Source organism: Bradyrhizobium sp. USDA 4486 (assembly GCF_054057995.1).
The window spans coordinates 8,140,429-8,165,251 of sequence record NZ_JBSRZV010000001.1; the positions used below are offsets into that span (position 1 = coordinate 8,140,429).

Consider the following 24,823-nt stretch of genomic DNA (forward strand, 5'->3'; position numbering starts at 1 on the left):
GGTCAGCTTTCCGGAACGAGGAAGATCGCGCCCAGCGGCGGAACGGTGAGGCGAAGCTCGCCGTCAACCGCCTGTACCTCGCCGATGTTCCCGACATTGCTGCCGCCATAATGGGCGGAGTCCGAATTGAACACTTCTTTCCACTTGCCGGCAAAGGGCACGCGCACGGGATAGTTACGATAGACGTTGGGAGAGAAGTTGACGATGACGAGACACCGCGCATGCTCGTCAAAGCCCTTGCGCAGCCAGGCGAACACGTTGCGGTTGGCGTCGTCGGTGATCAGCCATTCGAAGCCGGCCTGGTCGCAATCCATCTGGTGCAGCGCCGGCACGGCGCGATAGAGCCGGTTGAGGTCGCGGATCAGCGCCTGGATGCCCGAATGGTACTTGTATTCGAGCAGGTGCCAGTCGAGCGACTGGTCGTGATTCCATTCGCGGCTCTGCGCGATCTCGGCGCCCATGAACAGCAGCTTCTTGCCGGGATGGCCGAACATGAAGCTGTAATAGGCGCGCAAATTCGCAAAGCGCTGCCATTCGTCACCGGGCATGCGACCGAGAATCGAGCGCTTGCCGTGCACGACCTCGTCATGCGACAGCGGCAAGATGAAATTCTCCGAGAAGGCGTAGTGCAGGCCGAACAGGATCTCGCCGTGATGGTGCTTGCGATAGATCGGGTCCTTGCTGATGTAGCTCAGCGTGTCGTGCATCCAGCCCATGTTCCACTTGTAGCCGAAGCCCAGCCCGCCGAACTCGACCGGGCGCGAGACCTGCGGCCATGCGGTGGACTCTTCCGCCGCCGTGGTCGCCTGCGGAAAGCGTGCGAACAGCTCGGTGTTGAAGCGGCGCAGGAAGTTGATCGCCTCGATGTTCTCGCGCCCGCCATACTGGTTCGGGATCCAGGCGCCGGGCGGGCGGCTGTAGTCGAGATAGAGCATGGAGGCGACGGCGTCGACGCGCAGGCCGTCGATCGCGTAGCGCTCCAGCCAGAACAGCGCGTTCGACACCAGAAAGTTCGTCACTTCGGTGCGGCCGTAATTGTAGATCAGCGTGCCCCAGTCGAGATGGCGGCCCTGGAGCGGATTGGCGTGCTCATAGAGCGAGGTGCCGTCGAAATGACCGAGCCCGTGCGGATCGTCCGGGAAGTGGCCGGGCACCCAGTCGAGCAGCACGCCGATGCCCTCGCGGTGGCAGGCATCGACGAGGGCGGCGAAATCGTCCGGCGAGCCGAAGCGGCTGGTCGGCGCATAGAGGCCGGTCGGCTGATAGCCCCAGGAGCCGTCGAACGGATGCTCGCTGACGGGGAGGAATTCGAGATGGGTGAAGCCCATGTCGCGGGCATAGGCCGGCAACTGCTCGGCGAGCTCGCGATAGGTCAGCCATTCATTGCCGTTCTTGCGCCGCCACGAACCGAGATGGACCTCGTAGATCGAGATCGGCGCCGACAGCGCGTTGATGCCGTCGGGCGCCGGGCGTGGCCGCGGCAGACGCGCCTCGTCGAATACGATTGAAGCCGTCTTCGGACGGAGTTCGCTCGCAAACGCCAGCGGATCGGATTTCAGCGGCAGCAGATGGCCATGCGGCCCGATGATCTCGAACTTGTAGTGATCGCCGGCCTTGGCGTGGGGAATGAACAATTCCCAATAGCCGGCCCCGCGCACCCGCATCGGATGGCGTCGCCCGTCCCAGAAATTGAAATCGCCGACCACGGATACGCGCCGCGCATTCGGCGCCAGCACCACGAAGCCGACGCCGTCGATGCCCTCGAGCCGCATCGGATGCGCGCCGAGCTTGTCGTAGAGGCGCTGATGGGTGCCTTCGCCGAGTAGGTACAGATCGAAATCGGTCAGGATCGGCGGAAAGCGGTAGGCGTCCTCGAACTCGACGACGTTGTCGCCGAATTTTGCGCGCAGCTGATAATGCTTCGAGCCATTGGGCAGCGCGCCGATGAACAGGCCGGCATCGTGGACACGGTCGAGCGGCGCAACCTCGCCATGCTCGCCGACCGCCTCGACATCGGAGGCTTCGGGCACGAACGCCCGCACCACGCTTCTGCCGCCCTCGGGATGCAGCCCGAGATAGCGGAAGGGATCCGAGTGACGGCCCTCGATGATGGCGTAGGCTTCGGCAGGCAGTTTAGGCATGGGCTTCGCTCTCGGTACTGGACAGAATGCGAAGCAGTCCGGTCAGCGGCGCATGGAGCCCCTCAGGCCGGTGGGACAGCTCGTACTCTACTTCGTCGAAGGCTTGATCAAGCAGGAAGAACCTTAACAGGTGGTCCGCGGCTTGCGCGTCGTCGGGCCAGAGCCGGCGATCCGTCATGGCTTCGCGATAGGCGTTGAGGAACGTTGCGGTCGCACGCTCGCGCCATTCGTCGAGCGCAGCGGCGAGCCGATCCTGCTCGTCGGATGCGCCGGTCAGCGCGCGGCCAAGGGCGGCGTTAACCGAAAGGTCGATCGAGCGGATCAGACCGGCGACGTCGCGCGCCGCAGGCAGCTTGCGCCGCTTGTCGGCCAGCGGCAGACGCGGATCGCCGTCGAAATCGATGATGAAGATGTCATCCTTCACGATCAGAGTTTGCCCGAGGCGGAAGTCGCCATGATGACGGATGTTCAACCCGCCGATCCCGGAACGCAATAGTGCATTCAGCCGGTCGGGCAGGGCGCTACGCGCCGCCCCAAGCCTGTCGACCAGCGGCTGGTTCGCCTCCCGCAGGCCATCGCGGCTTTCAGCGAGACGCTCGAACACCCGCTCGGCCCGCACCTTGAGGTCGGAGACCCAGCGCTCGATGTGTGCGGAGCCGATCGGCTCAGGAGCAAGATCGTCGGTCTTTGCCGCGGCCAGTGCCACATGCAGCTCGCCGAGCCTTCGGCCGATCTGCGCCATGAAATGCAGATAGGGGGCCTGCCCCTGGGTCTCGCGGCGCATCTCGCCCGGCGGCAGGACGCGCTGCTCGTCGATATAGCGATCGAGATAGCCCGTGGTCACGGTCCAGCCGTCGCCCTGGTTCTCGACATAGGCATGCAGCACGCCGATCGCGCTGCGGTGATCGCCCTCGACCAGCTCGACGCTGCCGAGCAGTGCCGGCGTATTGGCAAAGCGGGCTACTTCCGTGAGGTAGTGGCCGATCTCGATCTCGGGACTGATCCCGCTTTGGAGTCGGCGGTAGATCTTGGCGACATATTGGTTGTCGACCAGCGCACTGCTGTTCGACTGCTCGATGGCGCGGATGCGCTCGGGCTCCTTGATGATGTAGTCGGCGAAGCGGCTTGTAGGCTTGAACTCCAGCCGCAGATTGTTCTCTTCCACCACGAGATTCTGCGACAGATTGCGCAGGAACAGGCCGATGAAAATCTGCTCCGTCGCGACATCGAGCAGCGTGCCCTCGCGTGCGCCCTGGCGCACGGCGGCGAGCGCCTTGGGGTTGAAGCGCTCGCGGTCGAAGCGTACCCACTCGATCTGCAACGGCAGCACGTAGCGCGTCACCGCTTCTCCATGCTTGCTCTCGAAGAACGCGATCCAGGGCCGGTTGTCGCCGATGTCGCAGAACGGCACCGCCGACGTCAGCGCGGTCTTGATGTGCTTGGGATTATGGTCGGGATACCACCGCGTCCGTGCCAGGAATCCCGGCAGCACGTCGCGCTCGAACACCCCGCGCTCGCGGGCGAGGGAAACCCAGTTCGAATTCACCGGCACGACCAGCGTCTCGAACTCCGGCACCGCGCGTGGCGTCACCGGCTCGGACTTGTCGCGCTCCTGAAGCTGGAACCAGTAGAAGCCGTAGGGCCCCAGCGTGATCATGTACGGCAATTCGCCGATCGCCGGGAAACGCGTGCGTCCCAGCATCTCCTGCGGGATGCGGTCCTTCCACGGCGACAGATCGAGCTCGGTCGCCTGGGCCGCGCGCGACAGGTTGGCGACGCAGAGGATGACCTCGTCGCGATATTGCCGGACATAGGCCAGCACGGCGCGATTGGCCGGGCGGATGAAGGTCATGCTGCCGCGGCCGAACGCGAGCGTCGATTTGCGCACCGAGATCAGGCGCTTGGTCGCGCTGAGCAGCGAGGACAAGCTGCGCGACTGCGCCTCCACGTTCACCGATTCGTAGCCGTAGACGGGGTCCATGATCAGCGGCGCGTAGAGCCGGGCCGGATCGCAACGCGAGAAGCCGCCATTGCGGTCCGGGCTCCATTGCATCGGCGTGCGCACGCCGTTGCGATCGCCGAGATAGATGTTGTCGCCCATCCCGATCTCATCGCCGTAATAGATGATCGGCGTGCCGGGGAAGGACAGCAGCAGCGAGTTCATTAGCTCGATCTTGCGCCGGTCGTTGTCCATCAGCGGCGCCAGGCGCCGGCGGATACCGACGTTGATGCGCGCGCGCGGATCGTTGGCATAGGTGGTCCAGAGATAGTCGCGCTCGACGTCGGTGACCATCTCCAGCGTCAATTCGTCGTGATTGCGCAGGAACAGAGCCCATTGGCAGTTCGCCGGGATGTCCGGCGTCTGGCGCAAGATGTCGGTGATCGGGAAGCGGTCCTCCTGCGCGATCGCCATGTAGATGCGCGGCATCAGCGGGAAGTGATAGGCCATGTGGCACTCGTCACCACGGCCGAAATATTCCTGCACGTCCTCCGGCCATTGGTTGGCCTCCGCCAGCAGCAGCTTGCCCTTGGAGTACGCATCGAGCTCCTGGCGCAGGCGCTTGATGATCGCATGCGTCTCCGGGAGGTTCTCGTTCGAGGTGCCCTCACGCTCGCAGAGATAGGGAATGGCGTCGAGCCGGAAGCCGTCGACCCCGGCGTCGAGCCAGCGCTTCATAACCTGGATGATGGCGCTGACGACGCGCGGATTGTCGAAATTGAGGTCCGGCTGGTGCGAGAAGAAGCGGTGCCAGTAGAACGCGCCGGCCTCCGGATCCCAGGTCCAGTTCGACTTCTCGGTGTCGGTGAAGATGATGCGCGTGCCCTGGTATTTCTGGTCGGTGTCGCTCCAGACATACCAGTTGCGGGCGCTCGAGCCCGGATGGCTGCGGCGCGCGCGCTTGAACCATTTGTGCTGGTCGGAGGTGTGGTTGACGACGAGCTCGGTGATGACGCGCAGGCCGCGCTTCTGCGCTTCCTGGATGAAGCGCTTGAAATCCTTCATCGTCCCGAAATCGGGATTGACCGAGCCGTAGTCGGCGATGTCGTAGCCGTCGTCGCGGCCGGGCGAGGGATAGAACGGCAGCAGCCACAGCGCGGTGACGCCGAGATCCTGGAGATAGGGCAGCTTCTCGGTCAGTCCCACGAAGTCGCCGATGCCGTCATTGTTGCTGTCGGCAAAGGCCTTGACGTGGAGTTGGTAGATGATGGCATCCTTGTACCAGAGCTCGTCCACGATCTCGGCAGACTCAGCCTTCTTGGCATCGACGGAAGACAAAACATTCATGGCGTGGCCCCTTACGCCAGGCAGCGAAACAAGAGTGCCGGATCGTGGTCGGGGTCGATACGCAATTTGAGCCCACCCCATTCGATGCGGGATTGTTCGCCGGTGAGGAGATTTTCGAGTGCGGTGACGTGGCGGCGTTCGCCGCCGGCCGCGATGGCGAGATCGCCGAGCGGCAGCCAGAATTCGCGCGGATGGCGCGAGAGAGCGATGACCGCGATCACCGTGTTGGCCGGGTCAGTCGCCTCCTTGGCAAAGGCGATCGTCTCGCCGTCCTCGACGCCGAGGAAGCGCAGGTTCGCCGTCTGCTGAAGCGCCGCGTTCTCGTTGCGGATGCGGTTGAGCGCGGCGATGTAGGCCTTGATATTGCCCGGCTTGTCCCACTCGCGCTGCTTGATCTGGTACTTCTCGGAATCCTGATACTCTTCGCGGCCGGGCACGGCCTCGTGTTCGAGCAGCTCGAAACCGCTGTAGATGCCGAAGCTGCCCGACAGCGTCGCTGCCAGCGCGACGCGCGATTTGAAGACCCAGGTCTCGCCGCTCTGGAGATGAAAGGGCAGGAGGTCAGGCGTGTTCACGAACAAGTTCGGCCGATAGAAGTCCCGCTCGGGATAGCGCGTCAGCTCACCGAGATATTGTTCCAGCTCCCACCTCAAAGTGCGCCATGGGAAATAGGTGAAGGACTGCGCGAAGCCGAGCTTGGCGAGGCCCTTCATCAGCTTCGGCTTTGTAAAGGTCTTCGAGAACAGGATCACCTCGGGGTGCCGGCGGCGGATGTCGCCGATCAGCCAGTCCCAGAACGGCAGCGGCGCGGTGTCGTGGTTGTCGATGGCGAAGATGGTGACGCCATGGTCGATCCAGAACAGCATGGCGTCGCGGAAGGCGTTCCACAGCCCGACCCGATCGACCGAGGCGAAATCGGGGATGACGATGTCCGAGTAGGGACTATCGGCCGTCCGCACCGAGCGGTCCGGCCGCCATTTGAACCATTCGGGATGCTGCGTCAGCCAGGGATGGTCGGGCGAGCATTGCACGGCGAAGTCGAGCGCGAGCTCGAGGCCGTATTCGAGGCAAGTGGCGACCAGTGCGCGGAAATCCTCGATGGTCCCGAGCTCGGGATGCACGGCATCGTGTCCGCCCTCGGCGGAGCCGATCGCATAGGGCGAGCCGGGCTCGCCTTCGGTCGCCACCGGCGCATTGTTGCGGCCCTTGCGGCTGGTGCGGCCGATCGGGTGGATCGGCGTGAGGTAGAGCACGTCGAAGCCCATCCCGGCGATATCGGGCACCCGGGCTATGCAGTCGCGGAGCGTGCCGTGCCGGCCGGGAACCCGGCTCTGGCTGCGCGGCATCATCTGATACCAGGCGCCAAAGCGCGCCTTGTTGCGGTCGATAACAAGCGGGAAGTTCGGCGAGCGGGTCAGGTCGGGTCGCGACTGGCTTTCGGCCATGGCCTTGCCGAGCTCGGCCGCAAGCAATGGGGCGACATTGCCGGTCTGAAGATAGTCCTCGCACTGCCTGATGATGACAGCTGCGGCGTCCTGTCCTGCGCCATGCGCCTTGGTCAGCAGGCCGGCGCCCTCGACCGCGTCGAGGCTGACATCGGCGCCGATGCGCTGTTTTCGCGCGACACCGTTTGACCAGGTCGCAAATTCGTCGGTCCAGGCCTCGATCGCGTAGACATATTGGCCGGGCTCTTTGGGCGTGAACGCGCCGGACCAGCGGTCATTGCCGTGATGGATCATCGGCTCGCTCTGCCATTCGCGGTCCTGCTCTCCTCGCCAGATCAGCGCGGCTGATCTCACGGCATCGCCGTCGCGGTAGATGTCGGCCCACACCTCGACCCGTTCGCCCGCGATCCGCTTCACGGCGAAACGGCCGCCGTCGACCGAAGGATAGACGTCTTCGATGAGGAAAGCGCTGCCGGCAGCGGCACTCTCGACAGTTTGAATTGTCTTGTTCACGGTGATGCCATTGACAAGAAAGCAGGAGCCCGTTTCCCTTGTCGGGAACCTACGCTTGGTACCACTATAGAAAGCCGCTTGTGTGTCATTGGTTCCCTTGGGAACGGCAAGCGCAGTTTGCGAGTTACCCCTGACTAACCTCTTCCGCGACCTCGTTAAAATCGATGCCACCGGCCAAACAATGGCCTGCAAGCTGCGTGCCGAATGGATCTTTTAGCTCAAGCCCGGATCAAGGGCGTTCAATCCGAATTCATCGACGCCCTAGGCAAGCCGCGGGTCACTGATCCCGTGGCACTCAAATCCATCCTCGACGCCCTGCCGGAGAAGCGGGTCTATCGCTTCGTCAGTGGGCCGGTCGTGGTCCGTGCCCTGGGCCATCCGCGCACCGAATTGACCGCGATCGGCGCGGCGCCGCTCGCATGGAAAATCGGCAAGGACAAGATCATCGCGCAAGGCGAAACGCGCGAGCCCGTGATCGCCTGGCCCGCGGGCCTGCCGCTCGGCTATCACCGGCTGACGCTTACCGATGCCGACGGCGTGAGCGAAGAGGTGCCGATGATCGTGGCGCCGGAGCGCGCCTTCGGCGGCGATTTCGATCGTGGCTGGTTGCTCGCCGTGCAGCTCTACAGCGTCCGCTCGGACCGCAATTGGGGCATCGGCGATTTCACCGATCTGGCCGGACTTCTCCGGCTGGCAAAGCAGCTCGGGGCGGACGGCGTCGGCCTCAACCCGCTGCACGTGCTGTTCGACGATCATCCCTCAGATTGCAGCCCGTATTCGCCGAACAGCCGGCTGTTCCTCAATCCGCTCTACATCGACGTCGAGGCGATCCCGGAATTTTCCGCCGATCTCGTGCCCGACGCGGCTGCGACCGCTGCGCGGCTCCGCGAAGGCGATCGCGTACCCTATGCCGATATAGCGGCATTGAAATGGCTGGCCTTGCGTGCCGCATTCAACAGCTTCGTGACCAGCGCGAGCGAGGCCCGCCGGAAAGCGTTCGACGCCTTCCGCGCCGACCGCGCGCCGCTGTTGTCGCGCTTTGCCTGTTTCGAGGTGCTGCGCCATCGCTTCACGGGGCCGTGGTGGGAATGGCCGGCGGAATGGCAGCAGCCGGATGAGGCGAAATGCGCTGGCTTGCGCAATGGGCCGGACAAGCGTGAGGTCGAGTTCGTCGAATTCGTGCAATGGACCGCCGACAGCCAATTGCGTGCCGCCAGGGAGCTGGCGAACCAGCTCGGCATGCGTGTCGGGCTCTATCTCGACGTCGCCGTCGGCGTGCAGTCCAACGGCTTCGATGCCTGGAACGAGCAGATGGCGATCTCGCGCCATCTCGCCGTCGGGGCGCCGCCCGACGTGCTCAACACCGTCGGCCAGGACTGGGGCCTTGCCGGCTTCAACGCCGGAGGCTTGGAGGCCCAATCCTTCGTGCCGTTCGCCGACATGCTGGCGGCCTCGATGCGCCATGCCGGTGCCATCAGGCTCGACCACGTCCTAGGCCTGAAGCGGCTTTATCTGGTGCCGCGCGGCTTCAAGCCCGACAACGGCGCCTATGTGCAGATGCCGTTCGAGGCGCTGCTCGGCGCGGTGGTGCGCGAGAGCGCAGCCCACAAATGCATCGTGATCGGCGAGGACCTCGGCACGGTGCCGGAAGGTTTCCGCGAGACCATGCAGGATTTCGGCATCTGGTCCTATCTCGTCATGATGTTCGAGCGTGACGATTCCGGTCATTTCCGCAACATCGACCATTACCGGCCGAATGCGCTGGTGACGCTGAACACGCATGATCTCTGCACCTATGCCGGCTGGCGCTCGTTCAGTGACCTCAAGATGAAGCGCTCGCTCGGGCTCGATCCCGGCGAGGACGACCAGGCGCGCTGGGACGCGCTCGGCGCGCTCGACGAGATCCTGCGGCAGAACGGCATCAATGCCAACGACCTCTATTCGGTGCTTGCCTTCCTGTCGCGTACGCCGTCGCGGCTGCTCGCGGTGTCGCTGGAGGACCTGCTCGGCGTCATCGACCAGCCCAACATTCCCGGCACGATCGACGAGCATCCGAACTGGCGCCAGCGCTTACCCGTTGCGCTCGACCAGATCGCCGCGAAGATCGATCTCGCGGCTTTGAAGGCTGCGACGCGGGAACGTTCATTGCCCGGCGGGCGTTAACCAGCCGGGGTTCCCCAGGCTCGAACGACATTGTCTCAGAGGATCGAGGACTATGCGCTAATCGGCGATTGCGAGACCGCTGCGCTGGTCGGGCGCAACGGCTCGATCGACTGGCTGTGCTGGCCCGCCTTCGATTCCGACGCCTGTTTTGCTGCAATCCTCGGGACAAACAGGAACGGCCGCTGGCTGATCGCGCCGAGCGAAGACGTGACCGCAACGTCGCGTCGTTATCTCGGCAACACCCTCATCCTCGAAACACGCTTTGAGACCAAGACCGGCACCGTCGCGCTGGTCGACTTCATGCCGCCGCGCGGCAAGGCCTCGGACATCGTCCGGCTGGTGCGCGGCGTCAGCGGCACGGTGAAGATGCGGATGCAGCTCGTGATCCGCTTCGGCTTCGGCGCCGACATTCCCTGGGTGCGGCGGATCGATCATTCGCTGCTCGCGATCTGCGGCCAGGACATGACGGTGCTGCGCACGCCCGCCGAAACCCGCGGCGAGGATCTGACCACGGTGTCCGATTTCGAGGTGAAAGAAGGCGAGACCGTGCCGTTCGTGCTGACCTACGGCCCCTCGCATCTCGAGCCGCCAGGGCCGATCGACCCCGAGCGCGCGCTTCAAGAGACGGAAGAGTTCTGGAAGGAGTGGTGCAGCCATTGCACCCGCGACGGCCCCTATCACGATCTCGTCCTGCGCTCGCTGATCACGCTGAAGGCGCTGACCTTCGGGCCCACCGGCGGCATCGTCGCAGCGCCCACCACGTCGCTGCCGGAGAAGCTCGGCGGCAGCAGGAACTGGGATTACCGCTTCTGCTGGTTGCGCGACGCCACCTTCACGCTGCTGGCGCTGATGAACTCGGGCTACACCGAGGAAGCCTCGGCCTGGCACAACTGGCTCTTGCGCGCGGCCGCCGGTGCGCCGGCGAATATGCAGATCATGTACGGCATCTGGGGCCAGCGGCGTCTGCTGGAATGGGAGGCGAGCTGGCTCGCCGGCTATGAGGGTGCCCAGCCGGTGCGCGTCGGCAATGCCGCGCATGCGCAGCTCCAGCTCGACGTCTATGGCGAGTTGATCGACGCCTTCCACCAGTCGCGCATGGCCAAGCTGAAGCTCGACGAGGAGAGCTGGGCATTGGAATGCAACGTGCTCAATCACCTCGCCGAGGTCTGGGACAAGCCCGATCACGGCATCTGGGAGCGGCGCGGCCAGCCGAAGCATTACGTCTTCTCCAAGGTGATGACCTGGGTCGCGTTCGACCGCGGCATCAAGAGCGCCGAGACTTTCGGCTTCAAGGCGCCGCTCTTGCATTGGCAAATGCTGCGCGAGGCCATTCATCGCGACGTCTGCAACAAGGGTTTCGACGCGGAGGAGAACGCATTCGTCGAGTCCTATGGCTCGAAGCTGCTCGATGCCAGCGTGCTGCTGTTGCCGGGGGTCGGCTTCCTGCCCGCGGACGACCCGCGAATCCGCGGCACCATCGCGGCGGTCGAACAGCACCTGATGCGCGACGGTTTCGTGCTGCGGCACGATCCGCGCGAGCTCTCCGCCGGCCAGCCGCCGCTCGAAGGTGCGTTCCTGGCCTGCAGCCTGTGGCTCGCCGATGCCTATGTGCTCTCGGGCGATCTCGACAAGGCGCAAGTCTTGTTCGACCGTGTGGTCGGCATCGCGAACGACGTTGGGCTACTCGCCGAGGAATACGATTCCGTGGCGCATCGCCAGACCGGCAATTTTCCGCAGGCCCTGACCCACATCGCGTTGATCAACACCGCGCATAATCTTTCGGCGGCCAGGCAAAAGAGCGAGAAGCCGGCAATGCAGCGGTCGAAGTAAGGATGGCGGCACTCTTTCCGTTCCTGCGGGCAGGGCCGCCGCATATGAAGCAGTGTGGCGGACAGCTCGCCCGCAGAGACCGCCGAAGCGGGCGTCTAAGGACGAGGCGTGCGCCGAGGCGGCGGCCAAAAGTCAAGCCTCACCCCACCCCATTCCATTTCAAAACCATCTCCATCGCCTCGGCAAAACCGTCCTGCTCGTTGGTGCCCGTGACGTGGGTGGCCTGGTCCTTGACGTTGTCGGCGGCGTTGCCCATGGCGATCGACGTGCCGCTGACGCCGAACATGGCGAGATCGTTCTGCATGTCGCCGATGGTGGCGACTGCGTCGGTGGAGATGCCGAGCCGCTTGGCCATGGCCTGCACGAAGGTGCCCTTGTTGAAGCCGGGCGGGGTGATGTCGAGATAATAGGTCTGCGAGCGCACCGCGGTCGCGGCGCTGCCGAGCGCCTCCTGCATCACCTTCTCGCAAGCGGCAAGGCGCGCAGCATCGGGGCTGGCGCCGACGATCTTGCAGGCGCTGGCGAGGTACGGCAAGAAGTCGGTGACGATGGTCGGATCGGCACGGATGGTGTGCTGCTCATGCGCGACGTAGCTGCCGTTGGGATTGTCGATCAGCCATTTGTCGGCGGTGAAGACCCAGATGTCGGCGCCGAATTCGCGCAAGATCTTCAAGGTTCGTTCGGCGGCACTCGCCGGAATCAGGTGTTGCTCGACCGGCCTCATCTCGGGATCGATGATCGAGGAGCCGTTGAACGGGCCGACCGGCAGCCACAGCGCCAGTGGCTCGATCAGGAAGCGCATGCCGATCGCCGGCCGGCTGGACGTGATGGTGAAGCCGATGCCGGTCTTGTGCAACCGCTGCACCGCGCTCCGCGCCCGCTCGGTCAGCGTCTTGTCCTTGGTCAGCAGCGTGCCGTCGACGTCGGACACCACGAGTGAGATTTTCGTCATGGCAGGACCTTGGGTTATGACCTCAGCGTCGCGCCGCCCAGTTTCAGTTGTCGCACGATACCGTCCACGATCGCCTCGACCGTCTCGTCGATCGAGACGGTGATGACGTGCTCGCCAGCCTCCGGCGGCTCCAGCGTGTTGAACTGACTGGTCAGCAATTCGGGCGGCATGAAATGGCCCTTGCGCCGCGCGAGCCGCTCGGCGATCAGCTCCTTCGTGCCTCTCAGGAACACGAAGCGGACGTCGTCGCGTCCGCGCAGCAGCACGTCGCGATAGGCGTGCTTCAGCGCCGAGCAGGCAATGATGACGTGCCCGCCCTTGCCGCAGACTCGCGCGATCTCGTCGGCGATGGCGTTGAGCCAGGGCCAGCGGTCCTCGTCGGTGAGCGGATGGCCGGCGCGCATCTTCTCGACATTGCTGGCGGGGTGAAAGCTGTCGCCGTCCTCGAAGCGCCAGCCGAGCCGCTCACCGAGCGCGGCTGCAACCGTACTCTTGCCTGAACCCGACACGCCCATCACGATCAACGCACAAGGTGCTTCAACGCCCGCCACGAATCCCCTCCGGAAGCGCGGCCCTGTCGACCAGCCAGATGGTCTCACCATTCGAGCGCGCGCGTACGGCCGGCAGATTCTCGCCATTGACGAGGCGCGTCAAGATCGGCTGCTTGTCGTGCCCGGCAATCTCGAACAGCATTTCGCGGCACGACGCCAAGGCGGGCAGGGTGAGCGACACCCGCGGCACGAACGGGGCGACATTGGCCCTGGGCACGCCGACGACCCAGCGCGTGGTCTCTTCGATTTCGGGATAGCCGGGAAACAGCGAGGCGGTGTGGCCGTCCGGCCCCGCGCCCATCAGGACGAGATCGAACAGCGGCCGCTTCGGATCGAGCCGGTCCGAGCCGTAGAAGGCCTGCAGCTCGCGCGCATAGGCCGCGGCGCTCGCATCGGGATTTTCCGCCGCGGTCGGGATCGGATGGATATGTCCGGACGGCGCGTTGCGATCGAGAAAGGTCGCCCGCGCCACCGCCATGTTGTTGAGAGGATCGCTCTCGGGCACGAAGCGTTCGTCGCCGATGAACCAGTGCACGCGGTCCCACGGAATCCTGCCGCGCCATGCCTCGCTGCCGAGCAGTTGATACAGCTTCTTCGGGCTCGACCCGCCGGTCAGGCAGATCGCGATGCGCGAGGGATTGGCTGATATCCGCGCCATCACTCGCTCGGCTGCGGCTTGCGCCAGGGCCTCGGCGTCGGCCGTGACGATCAGCTCCGGCCGGCCGGCCGCCATCACGAAAATTTCCGCCAGCTGCGCCCGTCGCGGCGAAGCAGCTCGTCGGCACATTTCGGACCGTCGCTGCCGGCCTGATAGGTTTCGATGCCATTGGTGCCGGCATTTTTCCAGGCGTCCAGGAACGGCTGCACCGCCTGCCATCCGGCCTCGACGCCGTCGGCGCGCTGAAACAGGATGTTGTCGCCGATCATGCAGTCGTAGATCAGCGTCTCGTAACCGGTCGAGGGATCGGCGCGGAAATAGTCGCCGTACTTGAACTTCATCTCGACGCCGTCGATGGTGATGCTCGGCCCCGGAACCTTGGCGTTGAACTGCAACTCGATGGTCTCGGTCGGCGCGATGCCGATGGTGAGGAAGTTCTGCGACAGGCGGTCGACGTCGGTGCCTGAGAACATCGACAGCGGCGCCTGCTTGAACTTGATCGCGACCTCAGTGCGCTTGTGGCCCAGCGCCTTGCCGGTGCGCAAGTAGAACGGCACGCCGGCCCAGCGCCAATTGTCGATCATCAGCTTCAGCGCGACAAAAGTCTCGGTGGTGCTGCCGGGCTTGACGTCCTCGGTCTTGCGATAGTCCGGAATCTCGTCATCGCCGATGCGCCCCGCGAGATATTGCGCGCGCACCGAGCTTCTCAAGGCCTCTTCCTCGTTCGGCTGCTGGATCGCGGTGAGCACATCGGCCTTCTCCGAGCGCACGGAATGCGCGTCGAATCGTGCGGGGGGCTCCATCGCCACCAGCGACATCAGCTGGAACAGATGGTTCGGCACCATGTCGCGAAGCGCGCCGGTGGCGTCGTAGAAGCCGCCGCGATGGCCGACGCCGAGCTTCTCTTCCACCGTGATCTGGACGTGATCGATATGGTTGCGATTCCAGATCGGCTCGAACATGCCGTTGGCAAAGCGCAGCACCAGGATGTTCTGCACCGTCTCCTTGCCGAGATAGTGATCGATCCGGTAGATCTGGTGCTCGTCCATGATCTTGAGCAGCTCGGCGTTCAGCGCGCGTGCCGAGGCGAGGTCGGTGCCGAACGGCTTCTCGATCACGAGCCGCCGCCAGGCGCCGTGCTCCGTCATCATGCCGGTGCGGCCAAGCTCGCGCGCGGTCGGTGCGAACGCAGCCGGCGGGGTCGCCAGATAGAACAGCCGGTTGCCGCCGGTGTCCTGCGCGCATTCCAGCGAATCCAGATGATCGCGCAAACGGTCGAAGGAGGGCGGGTCCTTCGCATCGGCTTCGACGAAGGTCACGCATTCCAGCAGCTTGCGGGCGATGTCGTCGTCCACAGGGCGCGTCGCGAATTGCCGGAGGCCCTTCAGCAGGCTGTCGCGCAGCTCGTCATCCGACTGGCCCCGGCGGGCCACGCCGACGACACAGAATTTTTCCGGCAGCAGGTGCTCGGCGGCGAGATTGTAGAGCGACGGCATCACCAGGCGATGGGTGAGGTCGCCGGTGACGCCGAAGATGACGAAGGCGCAATTTTCCGGCTTGCGCTTGGCTTTCGGGTCTTTTGTCACGAATTGTTGGCCTTCGCTTTGTTGCTTCTGACCTGAGCTTTTTATTTCAGCTCTTATTTGGGCTTTGCAGCGCCCGGCGGCTTCGGCTCTTTGTGGCCGCCGAAACCCGCACGCATCGCGGAGAGAATTTTCTCCGCGAAGGTGTGTTCCTTGCGGGAACGGAAACGTGTGTAGAGCGCCGCGGTCAGCACCTCGGCCGGCACGGCCTCGTCGATCGCTGCATTCACGGTCCAGCGGCCCTCGCCGGAATCCTCCACGAAGCCGGAATATTCCGACAGAAGCGGGCTGTCGGCGAGCGCGGTGGAGGTGAGGTCGAGCAGCCAGGACGGGATCACGCTGCCGCGGCGCCACACTTCGGCGATGTCGGCAAGATCGAAATCGTAGCGATGATCCGCCGGCAGGGCCTCGATGTTGGCGTTCTTGAGGATGTCGAAGCCTTCGGCATAGGCCTGCATCAGGCCGTACTCGATGCCGTTGTGGATCATCTTGACGAAGTGCCCCGCGCCGACGGGACCTGCATGGATGTAGCCCTGCTCGATGCGGGGATCGCGCCCCTCGCGTCCTTCGGTGCGCGGAATGTCGCCGGCGCCGGGCGCGAGCGCGGCGAAGATCGGGTCGAGCCGGTCCACCACGGCCTTCTCGCCGCCGATCATCATGCAATAGCCGCGGTCGAGGCCCCAGACGCCGCCGGAGGTGCCGACGTCGACATAATGGATGCCGCGCGCCTTCAGCGCCTTGCCGCGGCGGACGTCGTCCTGCCAGAAGGTATTGCCGCCGTCGATGATGACATCGCCGTCCTGCATCACCTTCGCGATCCTCTCGATCGTGGTCTCGGTGATGTGGCCGGCTGGCAGCATCACCCAGGCCGTGCGGGGCCGCTCGAGTTTCGAGATGAACTCTTCCAGCGTCGCCGAGCCCACCGCGCCGTCTGCGGCCAGGCCCGCGACGGCCTTGGCGTCCTTGTCATAGACCACGGTCGTATGGCCGTGGCGCATCAGGCGGCGAACGATGTTGCCGCCCATCCGGCCGAGGCCGATCATGCCGAGTTGCATGTGAGAGATTCCCTCAGTTCAGTGCGTCGTTGAGCGCCGCATTTAGCGTCGCGAGACCTTTCTTGAGCGGGCCTTTGAGGTGCACCCGAAGCGCGCGCCGGCCGCGCTCGGTGAGCACGTCGAAATCGCCGCGCGCCTGCGCCGCCTTGATCACGCCGAAGCTCGCCTTCTGGCCCGGCACCGCCAGATCCTTGGCGTCGTCGGCGGTGATCTGGAGGAACACGCCGCTGTCGGGCCCACCCTTGTAGGCCTGCCCGGTCGAGTGTAGGAAGCGCGGGCCGAACTCGGCGCAGGTCGCCACATGCCGCTTCTCGCGCACCTCGAGCCGCATGGCCTGGAGCGCGTCGATCGTCGTCTTGTCGCGCGCGATGTAGCCGAGCAGGGCGACGTAGTCGCCATCGCCCGAGCGGGACAGATGCGCCTTCAGCCATGAGGTGAGGTCGCCATTGGCACCGGCCCTGCGCAACGCCGTGGCGTTGGCCTCATCGGTGTAGAGATCGGCTTCATCCGTGCTGACCACGGGCTCCTCGGCCGGCAAAGCGCCGGTCTTTTCGAATGCGGCGGTAAGCTCGCGGGTCTTGATCTTGGCCGCTTCCACGTCGGGCTGATCGAACGGGTTGATGCCGAGGATCGAGCCTGCCACCGCGGTTGCCATCTCGAAGCGGAAGAACTCCTGGCCGAGATGGTCGATCGACTTCAGGACGATGCGCACCACGGGATGGCCGGCCGCCTCGATCGCGGCAAGCTTGGAGTCATGTGCGGCGTCCGCTTCGCCTTCGGTGCGGATGTCGATGAAGAAGCGATCGTTGCCGTAAGAGGCGGACTCGCCCAGCGGCTCGCCCTCGATCGGGATCAGCCCCTTGCCTTCCTTGCCGGTCGATTCCGCGATCAACTGCTCGGCCCAGGCGCCGAAATCCGCGATCTTCTTCGACGCGAGGATCGTCACCTTGTCGCGGCCTTCGAGGCCGGCAAGCCCCATGGCGAGGCCGAGCTGCACGCCCGGGTTTTCGCTCGGCGGCACGTCCGGGCCGCAGGAGCGGGCCATCGCCAGCGCGTGCTTGATGAAAGTCTTGACGTCGATGCCGGCGGTCGCCGCCGGCACCAGACCGAACGGCGAGAGCACCGAATAGCGTCCGCCGATAGAGGGCTCACCATGGAAGATGCGGGCGTAGTTCAGCTTCTTCGCCGCCTTCTCCAGCGAGGAGCCGGGATCGGTCACCGCGATGAAGCGGTGGCCGGTCTTCACCTTTGGCCCGACCGCCTGCGCGACGCGCTCGTGGAAGTAATCCTTCATCGCGTTCGGCTCGGTGGTGCCGCCGGACTTGCTGGACACGATGAACACGGTGTTGGCGATGTCGATCTTGTCTTCCATCGCCCGCACCTGCGCGGGATCGGTGGAGTCAAGCACATGCAGCTTCGGGAAGCCCGGCTTCTTGCCAAAGGTCTCGGCCAGCACCTCAGGCCCGAGGCTCGATCCGCCCATGCCGAGCACGACGGCATCGGAGAACTTTTGGCCCTTCACCCGGCTCGCATAGTCCTCGTAGTCAGCCACGTCGGCTTTCGCCGCGCTGTCGAGCCAACCGAGCCATTTGTCCTCGTCGGTGCCGGTCCAGACCGATTTGTCGCGCTGCCACAGCCTGCGGATCTTGGCGGATGCGCGCCATTCCTCGGTGCTCTTGGCCACGGCCTTGCCCAGTCCCTCGCCGAGCGAAAGCTGCTGACGGTCGATGGCGGGTCCGAGCACGGTGGCGCGCTTGTGGGCGACCGCGCCATAGAGCTTGTCGGCGGCGTCCGCAAACTGCTTGACGCCGTCCTTGACCAGCTCCTCGGTGATGGCGTCGAGCGAGATGCCGGAGCGCTCCAGCTCTTCCAGCACGCGCCTTGCGTCGTCGATATTTTCTTCCAGGCTGTCGCGCGGCTTGCCGTGATCGCGGAACGCATCCAGCGTCGCCGGCGGCACGGTGTTGATGGTGTCGGGGCCGATCAGCTCCTCGACATAGAGCACGTCGCTGTAGTCCTTGTTCTTGGTGCCGGTCGAGGCCCACAGCATGCGCTGCGGCTTGGCGCCCTTGGCCGCGAGCTTCTCCCAGCGCGGACCCGAGAACAGGCGCTTGTAGTCCTGATAGGCCAGCTTGGCGTTGGCGATCGCGACCTTGCCCTTGAGCGCGGCGAGCCGTTCCTTCTCGGATGGATCATTGGCGCGTGCGATCTTCTCGTCCAGCTGCTTGTCGACCATGGTGTCGATGCGGCTGACGAAGAAGCTGGCAACGCTCGCCACGTGCGACGGATCGCCGCCGCCGGCGACGTATTTCTCCAGGCCCGCGAGATAGGCCTCCGCCACCTCGAGATAGACCGCCTTGGAGAACAGCAGGGTGATGTTGATGCTGATGCCTTCGCCGATCAGCTGCTCGATCGCCGGCAGGCCCTCGGGCGTTGCCGGCACCTTCACCATCAGGTTCTTGCGGCTGACGTCCTTCCAGAGCCGCCGCGCCTCGGCGACAGTGCCGGCGGTGTCCATCGCCAGATAAGGCGAGACCTCCAGGCTGACATAGCCGTCGCCGCCCTTGAGGCGGTCATAGACCGGGCGCAGCACGTCGGCGGCGTTCTGGATGTCCTCGACCGCGACCGCCTCGAACAGGTCGGCCACGGTGCGGTCGCCGCGCTTCAGCGCCTTGCCGATCGGGGCGTCGTACTCGTCCGAGCTGCCGATCGCCTTCTCGAAGATCGAGGGATTGGAGGTGACGCCCTTGACGCCGTCGGTCTCGATCAGCCGCTTCAGGTCGCCGTTGGCGATGAAGCCACGGGCGAGGAAGTCCAGCCAGACGGCTTGTCCGTGCTTTTCCAGTTCTTTGACGGGATTCATGGTGCTTATTTATCTCCAAGCCTGCGGGCGAGGGGGTTTCCGCGCCGGTCCTGACGCGCTATCCTCTAGCTTACATGCTCCCGGGAGGGAACCAATCAAGGGTATCTGCGTCATACTCTCAGTGTAACTCCCCTCTCAGTGTAACTCCGTCGCGATCATGGCGATCCAGGCGGCTGTAGCCGTGTTGTGTAAAAGGTCGCTCGCCGAAAGCTTCGGCCGAGGTCTTGTTGGTAGTGTCGGCCACATCGCCGTAGGCCGGTCGCGAATGGTCATGCTGGGGACTGCATGCACACACCAACTGACGGCGTTACATTCGCCGTTGCCAATAGCCAGCAATCGATCGCGCCGGCCGCTAGCGTCGAGGCGTCGTGCGATCTCGCAATCAGTCAATGCGCGACACGCCTGCGGCTGAGGAAAGCCGCGGGCACAAGATGATCGCGCTGACGCCGACGCCGGCCTTGCGGCGGTAGCTGTGCGCCATCCGCGGCTTGGCCCGCCTGGCGCAGAGCGATCGGATCGTCATCCAGCCGGAGGGCTTGGCGACCGATTTTGATACGTTGCTGCGCGCTTGTCGCGACTATCATGCTGCCAACGGTCGCACTGCATTGCAGCAGGAAGATGAACGAGCGATGCAAACGATCCCCAAGGCTTCGCCGTAGAAGCGTCATAAGATCGCCGCCCGCGGTTCGCTATGCTGCGGCGCCGGATGGACTCATCCCCGGTAAAGCCCGGATGTTGCGACCAAGTGACATTTTCTGGAAATGAGCCAATATAGGCATAGATTCGCACAAATTACAGGCATGTGCCTGTTCGTAACTCATGGAGTGCCTACGTTGTGCGTTGCGTCGAGTTGGCACCAGGGTGTCCAATGATCGTCATGTGCTCACGCTGATTCGAAACGGCCTGAGGAACGGTCCGGTAACTGCTTTCGTTTCAGCTTGTAGCGGAACTCACGCGGAGAGGGATCATGTACAACGATTCTCTATTCAACGCTTTCGCTCGGTCGTTCGAGGCGAGAAGCCAGCACGACATGTCGATGGCGGAATACCTGGAATCGTGTCGAAGCGATCCCATGAAATACGCGAACTCGGCCGAACGGCTCCTAGCGGCGATCGGTGAGCCTCAGACGATTGACACGGCCAAGGACCCACGCCTTGGCCGTATTTTTTTGAATCGCACCATCCGCACCTATCCGGCCTTCGCCGGCTTCTACGGCATGGAGGAAACCATCGAGCGCATCGTCGGTTTCTTCCGTCACGCTGCGCAAGGCCTCGAGGAACGCAAGCAGATTCTCTATCTGCTCGGCCCGGTCGGTGGCGGCAAATCCTCGCTCGCCGAGCGGCTCAAGTCGCTGATGGAAGTGCATCCGATCTACGTGCTCAAGGCCGGCGATGAACTCTCGCCGGTGTTCGAGAGTCCGCTCAGCCTGTTCGATCCCGATCAACTCGGTCCGATGCTGGAAGAGAAGTACGGCATTCCGCGCCGGCGCCTCACCGGCCTGATGAGCCCGTGGTGCTACAAGCGCCTGGAAGCCTTCGGCGGCGACATTTCTCAGTTCCGAGTCGCAAAAATCCAGCCGTCGCGGCTGCGCCAGATCGCGATCGCCAAGACCGAGCCCGGTGACGAGAACAACCAGGACATCTCCTCGCTGGTGGGCAAGGTCGATATCCGCAAGCTCGAGACCTACGCGCAGAACGACCCGGACGCCTATAGCTATTCCGGCGGCCTCAACCGCGCCAACCAGGGCATCCTCGAATTCGTCGAGATGTTCAAGGCGCCGATCAAGATGCTGCACCCGTTGCTGACCGCAACGCAGGAAGGCAACTATATCGGCACCGAGAACATCGGCGCGATCCCGTTCACCGGCATCATCCTCGCGCACTCCAACGAAGCGGAGTGGGCGAGCTTCAAGGCCAACAAGAACAACGAGGCCTTCATCGACCGCATCTGCGTGATCAAGGTGCCGTACTGCCTGCGCGTCACCGAGGAGCAGAAGATCTACGAGAAGCTGATCCAGGGCTCCGAGCTCGCGGCCGCGCCTTGCGCGCCCTCGACGCTCGAGACGCTGGCGCGGTTCTCGGTGATGTCGCGCCTGCGCAAGCACGAGAACTCGACGCTGTTCGGCAAGATGCGGGTCTATGACGGCGAGAGCCTGAAGGAATCCGATCCGAAGGCGCGCAGCGTCCAGGAATATCGCGACGCCGCCGGCGTCGACGAGGGCATGGACGGCGTCTCCACCCGCTTTGCCTTCAAGATCCTGGCTGCCACCTTCAACCACGATCCGCAGGAGGTCGCCGCCGATGCCGTGCACCTGATGTACGCGCTGGAGCAGGCGATCCGCCGCGAGCAGCTGCCCGAGGAGGTCGAGAAGCGCTACCTCGAGTTCATCAAGGCGGAGCTCGCGCCCCGCTATGCCGAGTTCATCGGCAACGAGATCCAGAAGGCTTACCTCGAATCCTACTCGGATTACGGCCAGAACCTGTTCGACCGCTACGTCGACTACGCCGACGCCTGGATCGAGGACCAGGACTTCAAGGATCCCGACACCGGCCAGCTCCTGGATCGCGAATTGTTGAACCAGGAATTGACCAAAATCGAGAAGCCGGCGGGCATCGCCAACCCCAAGGATTTCCGGAACGAGGTCGTCAAATTCTCGTTACGCTCCCGGGCCCAGAACGGCGGCAAGAATCCGACTTGGACCTCCTACGAGAAGATTCGCGACGTGATCGAAAAGCGGATATTCTCTCAGGTCGAGGACCTGCTTCCGGTCATCTCCTTCGGGTCGAAGAAGGACGGCGAGACGGAGAAGAAGCACGGCGAGTTCGTCGCACGCATGGTGGAGCGCGGCTACACCGAGCGTCAGGTTCGCCGTCTCGTCGAATGGTACATGCGCGTGAAGCAGGCCGGTTGAGGCGGATGGGAACGTGGCCATTCATATTATTGACAGGCGCCTGAATCCAGGCGGCAAGAGCCTTGAGAACCGGCAGCGGTTCTTGCGTCGGGCAAAATCCCTGGTGCAGGGCGCCGTCAAGAAGACCTCGCAGGAACGCGACATCAAGGACGTCCTGGAGGGTGGTGAGGTCACGATCCCGCTCGACGGCATGCACGAGCCGCGTTTCCGCCGCGAAGGCGGAACGCGCGACATGGTGCTGCCCGGCAACAAGAAGTTCATCGAGGGCGACTATCTCCAGCGCTCCGGTCAGGGCGGCGCCAAGGATTCGGGGCCGGGCGAGGGCGACAGCGAGGACGCCTTCCGCTTCGTGCTCTCCCGGGACGAGTTCGTCGATCTCTTCCTCGACGATCTCGAGCTGCCGGATCTCGCCAAGCGCAAGATCGCGCAGACCGAGAGCGAGGGCATCCAGCGCGCCGGCTACACCACGTCGGGCTCGCCGGCCAACATCTCGGTGAGCCGCACCGTGCAGCTCGCGCTCGCCCGCCGCATCGCGCTCCGCCGTCCACGCAAGGGCGAGATCGAGGAGCTGGAGGCCGAGATCGCCGCCTGCACCGACGAGGATCTGCGCGCCGAGCTGATCGAGAAGCTCGCCAAGCTCAAGGCGAAGTCCAAGCGCATTCCCTTCATCGATCCGCTCGACATCCGCTATCGCCGCTTCGAGACGGTGCCGCGGCCGGTGGCGCAGGCGGTGATGTTCTGCCTGATGGACGTGTCGGGCTCGATGTCCGAGCACATGAAGGATCTGGCCAAACGCTTCTACATGCTGCTCTACGTGTTCCTGAAGCGGCGCTACAAGCATGTCGAGATCGTCTTCATCCGCCATACCGACCGCGCCGAGGAGGTCGACGAGCAGACCTTCTTCTATGGCCCGGCCTCGGGCGGCACGCTGGTCTCCAGCGCGCTGCAGGCGATGCATGAGATCGTGCGCGAGCGCTTCAATCCGGCGGACTGGAACATCTACGCAGCGCAAGCCTCCGACGGCGACAATTCCTATTCCGACGGCGAACTCACCGGCATGCTGCTGACCGACAAGATCCTGCCGGTCTGCCAGTTCTTCGCCTATCTCGAGGTCGGGGAGTCAGGCGGCAGCGCCTTCGATCTTTCCGATTCCTCGCTCTGGACCCTCTATGACCGGCTGCGCAACAGCGGCGCACCGCTTTCGATGCGCAAGGTCTCGGAGCGCAGCGAGATCTTTCCGGTATTCCACGATCTGTTCCAGCGCCGCGAAACTTCACAGGAGAAAGCCGCTCCATGACGGAACGCTTGTTCGAAGGCGCGGATTGGGATTTCCGCACCCTGCAGCGCATCACCGATGCCTGCGAGGAGGTGGCGCTGAAGGATCTCGGCCTCGACGTCTATCCGAACCAGATCGAGGTCATCACCGCCGAGCAGATGCTGGATGCCTATTCGTCCGTCGGCATGCCGCTGTTCTACAAGCACTGGTCGTTCGGCAAGCATTTCGCGTTTCACGAGGCGTCCTACCGCAAGGGCCTGATGGGGCTCGCCTATGAGATCGTGATCAACTCCTCGCCCTGCATCTCCTACCTCATGGAGGAGAACACGGCGACGATGCAGACGCTGGTGATCGCGCACGCCGCCTTCGGCCACAACCATTTCTTCAAGAACAATTATCTGTTCAAGCAGTGGACCGATGCCGAAGGCATCCTCGACTATCTCGACTTCGCCAAGAACTATGTCGCGACCTGCGAGGAGCGCTACGGCCGCGTCGAGGTCGAGCGCACGCTGGACGCCGCCCATGCGCTGATGTCGCACGGCATCGACCGCTATCCCGGCAAGAAGAAGCTGGATTTGCGCGCCGAGGAGAAGCGGGCAGGGCGCCGCCGCCAGCACGAGGAGGAGGTCTTCAACGACCTCTGGCGCACCGTGCCGAAGGGAGCCGCCAAGAGCCGCTCGGCGCTCAGCATCGAGCGCCGCCGCAAGCTGCTCGGCCTGCCGCAGGAGAACCTGCTCTACTTCCTGGAGAAGAGCGCGCCGCGGCTCGCTCCCTGGCAGCGCGAGCTGTTGCGCATCGTCCGCCACATCGCGCAATATTTCTATCCGCAGAGCCAGACCAAGGTGATGAACGAGGGGACGGCGACCTACGTCCATTATCGCATCATGACCAAGCTCCACGAGCAGGGCCGCATCACCGACGGCAACTTCCTCGAATTTTTGGGATCGCACACCAATGTGGTGTTCCAGCCCGAATTCGACGACCCGCGCTTCTCCGGCTTCAATCCTTATGCGCTCGGCTTTGCCGTGATGCAGGACATCGAGCGCATCGTCACCAGGCCGGAGGACGAGGACCGCGAGTGGTTCCCCGACATCGCCGGCAAGGGCGACGTGATGGGCGTTCTGCGCGACGTCTGGGCCAATTACCGCGACGAGAGCTTCATCGGCCAGTTCCTGAGCCCCAAATTGATGCGGCACTTCCGCATGTTCCACCTGCACGACGATCCCGAGGAGCGCGCCGGCATAAGGGTCGACGCCATCCACGACGAGCGCGGCTTCCGCCGCGTCCGCCGCGAGCTGGCGCGCCAGCACGACGTCGGCTTCATCGACGCCAATATCGAGGTGGTGGACGTCGATCTTTCCGGCGACCGCCGGCTGATCCTGCATCACCACGTCATCAAGGGCTCGCAGCTCAACGAGACCGACGCCAAGCGAGTGCTCCAGCATCTCGCCGATCTCTGGACCTACGACGTCTCCCTGATCGAGGTCGACGCCAACGACAAGGTCCTGCGCGAATACGTCGTGAGCCCGCGCCCGATTCCCGCCGCGGTGGCCTGAGACGGCTGGCCTCCAGAGTATCGACGTAGCGGATAGCTCA

The 24,823-nt window shown here is 64.2% G+C and carries 15 protein-coding genes; 6 read left to right on the forward strand and 9 right to left on the reverse strand.

Annotation, left to right across the window (positions count from 1 at the left end):
• Positions 1-2: 2 nt before the first annotated feature.
• The 3 genes from glgB to ACVWY3_RS38480 are packed head-to-tail and all read right to left on the reverse strand — an operon-like array spanning position 3 to position 7,385.
• Positions 3-2,141 (reverse strand): 1,4-alpha-glucan branching protein GlgB, encoded by a 2,139-nt coding sequence (glgB, locus tag ACVWY3_RS38470; protein WP_456843106.1) that lies wholly within the window; start codon positions 2,139-2,141, stop codon positions 3-5.
• Positions 2,134-5,427, reverse strand: a complete 3,294-nt coding sequence (gene treS, locus ACVWY3_RS38475; RefSeq protein ID WP_456843107.1) for a maltose alpha-D-glucosyltransferase — start codon at positions 5,425-5,427, stop codon at positions 2,134-2,136. Before treS ends, glgB begins: the two co-directional genes overlap by 8 nt.
• 11 nt (positions 5,428-5,438) lie before the next feature.
• Entirely contained in the window at positions 5,439-7,385 is a 1,947-nt protein-coding gene (locus ACVWY3_RS38480; protein WP_456843108.1) for a maltotransferase domain-containing protein, read from the reverse strand.
• 204 nt (positions 7,386-7,589) lie between these two features.
• On the opposite strand from ACVWY3_RS38480, the gene malQ reads away from it, so the two are divergent.
• Positions 7,590-9,548, forward strand: a complete 1,959-nt coding sequence (gene malQ, locus ACVWY3_RS38485) for a 4-alpha-glucanotransferase (RefSeq protein ID WP_456843109.1) — start codon at positions 7,590-7,592, stop codon at positions 9,546-9,548.
• Positions 9,549-9,578: 30 nt separating this feature from the next.
• Entirely contained in the window at positions 9,579-11,378 is a 1,800-nt protein-coding gene (locus tag ACVWY3_RS38490) for a glycoside hydrolase family 15 protein (protein ID WP_456843110.1), read from the forward strand.
• A 139-nt stretch (positions 11,379-11,517) separates the two neighbouring features.
• On the opposite strand, the gene ACVWY3_RS38495 is transcribed toward ACVWY3_RS38490, so the two are convergent.
• The 6 genes from ACVWY3_RS38495 to ACVWY3_RS38520 are packed head-to-tail and all read right to left on the reverse strand — an operon-like array spanning position 11,518 to position 19,040.
• On the reverse strand, positions 11,518-12,330 hold the full coding sequence (locus ACVWY3_RS38495; RefSeq protein ID WP_456843111.1) for an HAD family hydrolase: 813 nt from the start codon (positions 12,328-12,330) through the stop codon (positions 11,518-11,520).
• 14 nt (positions 12,331-12,344) lie between these two features.
• Positions 12,345-12,881: a gluconokinase gene (locus ACVWY3_RS38500; protein WP_456843112.1), complete on the reverse strand. Its 537-nt coding sequence runs from the start codon at positions 12,879-12,881 to the stop codon at positions 12,345-12,347.
• Positions 12,868-13,617, reverse strand: coding sequence for a 6-phosphogluconolactonase (gene pgl, locus ACVWY3_RS38505; protein ID WP_456843113.1), 750 nt, complete (start codon positions 13,615-13,617; stop codon positions 12,868-12,870). The genes ACVWY3_RS38500 and pgl overlap by 14 nt, the downstream gene beginning before the upstream one ends.
• The gene (zwf, locus tag ACVWY3_RS38510) at positions 13,614-15,125 is read right to left on the reverse strand and encodes a glucose-6-phosphate dehydrogenase (RefSeq protein ID WP_456843114.1); all 1,512 of its coding nucleotides are present in this window, start codon (positions 15,123-15,125) and stop codon (positions 13,614-13,616) included. Before zwf ends, pgl begins: the two co-directional genes overlap by 4 nt.
• A 53-nt stretch (positions 15,126-15,178) precedes the next feature.
• On the reverse strand, positions 15,179-16,177 hold the full coding sequence (gene gnd, locus ACVWY3_RS38515) for a phosphogluconate dehydrogenase (NAD(+)-dependent, decarboxylating) (protein ID WP_456843115.1): 999 nt from the start codon (positions 16,175-16,177) through the stop codon (positions 15,179-15,181).
• 13 nt (positions 16,178-16,190) lie between these two features.
• Positions 16,191-19,040 (reverse strand): bifunctional transaldolase/phosoglucose isomerase, encoded by a 2,850-nt coding sequence (locus tag ACVWY3_RS38520; RefSeq protein ID WP_456843116.1) that lies wholly within the window; start codon positions 19,038-19,040, stop codon positions 16,191-16,193.
• A 488-nt stretch (positions 19,041-19,528) separates the two neighbouring features.
• Between ACVWY3_RS38520 and ACVWY3_RS38525 the strand changes: the two genes are divergently transcribed.
• The 4 genes from ACVWY3_RS38525 to ACVWY3_RS38540 all read left to right on the forward strand — a co-directional run bounded on the left by ACVWY3_RS38525 (position 19,529) and on the right by ACVWY3_RS38540 (position 24,783).
• The gene (locus ACVWY3_RS38525; protein ID WP_456843117.1) at positions 19,529-19,699 is read left to right on the forward strand and encodes a hypothetical protein; all 171 of its coding nucleotides are present in this window, start codon (positions 19,529-19,531) and stop codon (positions 19,697-19,699) included.
• Between the two features lie 308 nt (positions 19,700-20,007).
• On the forward strand, positions 20,008-21,951 hold the full coding sequence (locus tag ACVWY3_RS38530) for a PrkA family serine protein kinase (protein WP_456843118.1): 1,944 nt from the start codon (positions 20,008-20,010) through the stop codon (positions 21,949-21,951).
• 19 nt (positions 21,952-21,970) lie between these two features.
• On the forward strand, positions 21,971-23,248 hold the full coding sequence (locus tag ACVWY3_RS38535) for a YeaH/YhbH family protein (RefSeq protein WP_456843559.1): 1,278 nt from the start codon (positions 21,971-21,973) through the stop codon (positions 23,246-23,248).
• Positions 23,245-24,783, forward strand: a complete 1,539-nt coding sequence (locus ACVWY3_RS38540) for a SpoVR family protein (RefSeq protein WP_456843119.1) — start codon at positions 23,245-23,247, stop codon at positions 24,781-24,783. Before ACVWY3_RS38535 ends, ACVWY3_RS38540 begins: the two co-directional genes overlap by 4 nt.
• Positions 24,784-24,823 lie beyond the last annotated feature (40 nt).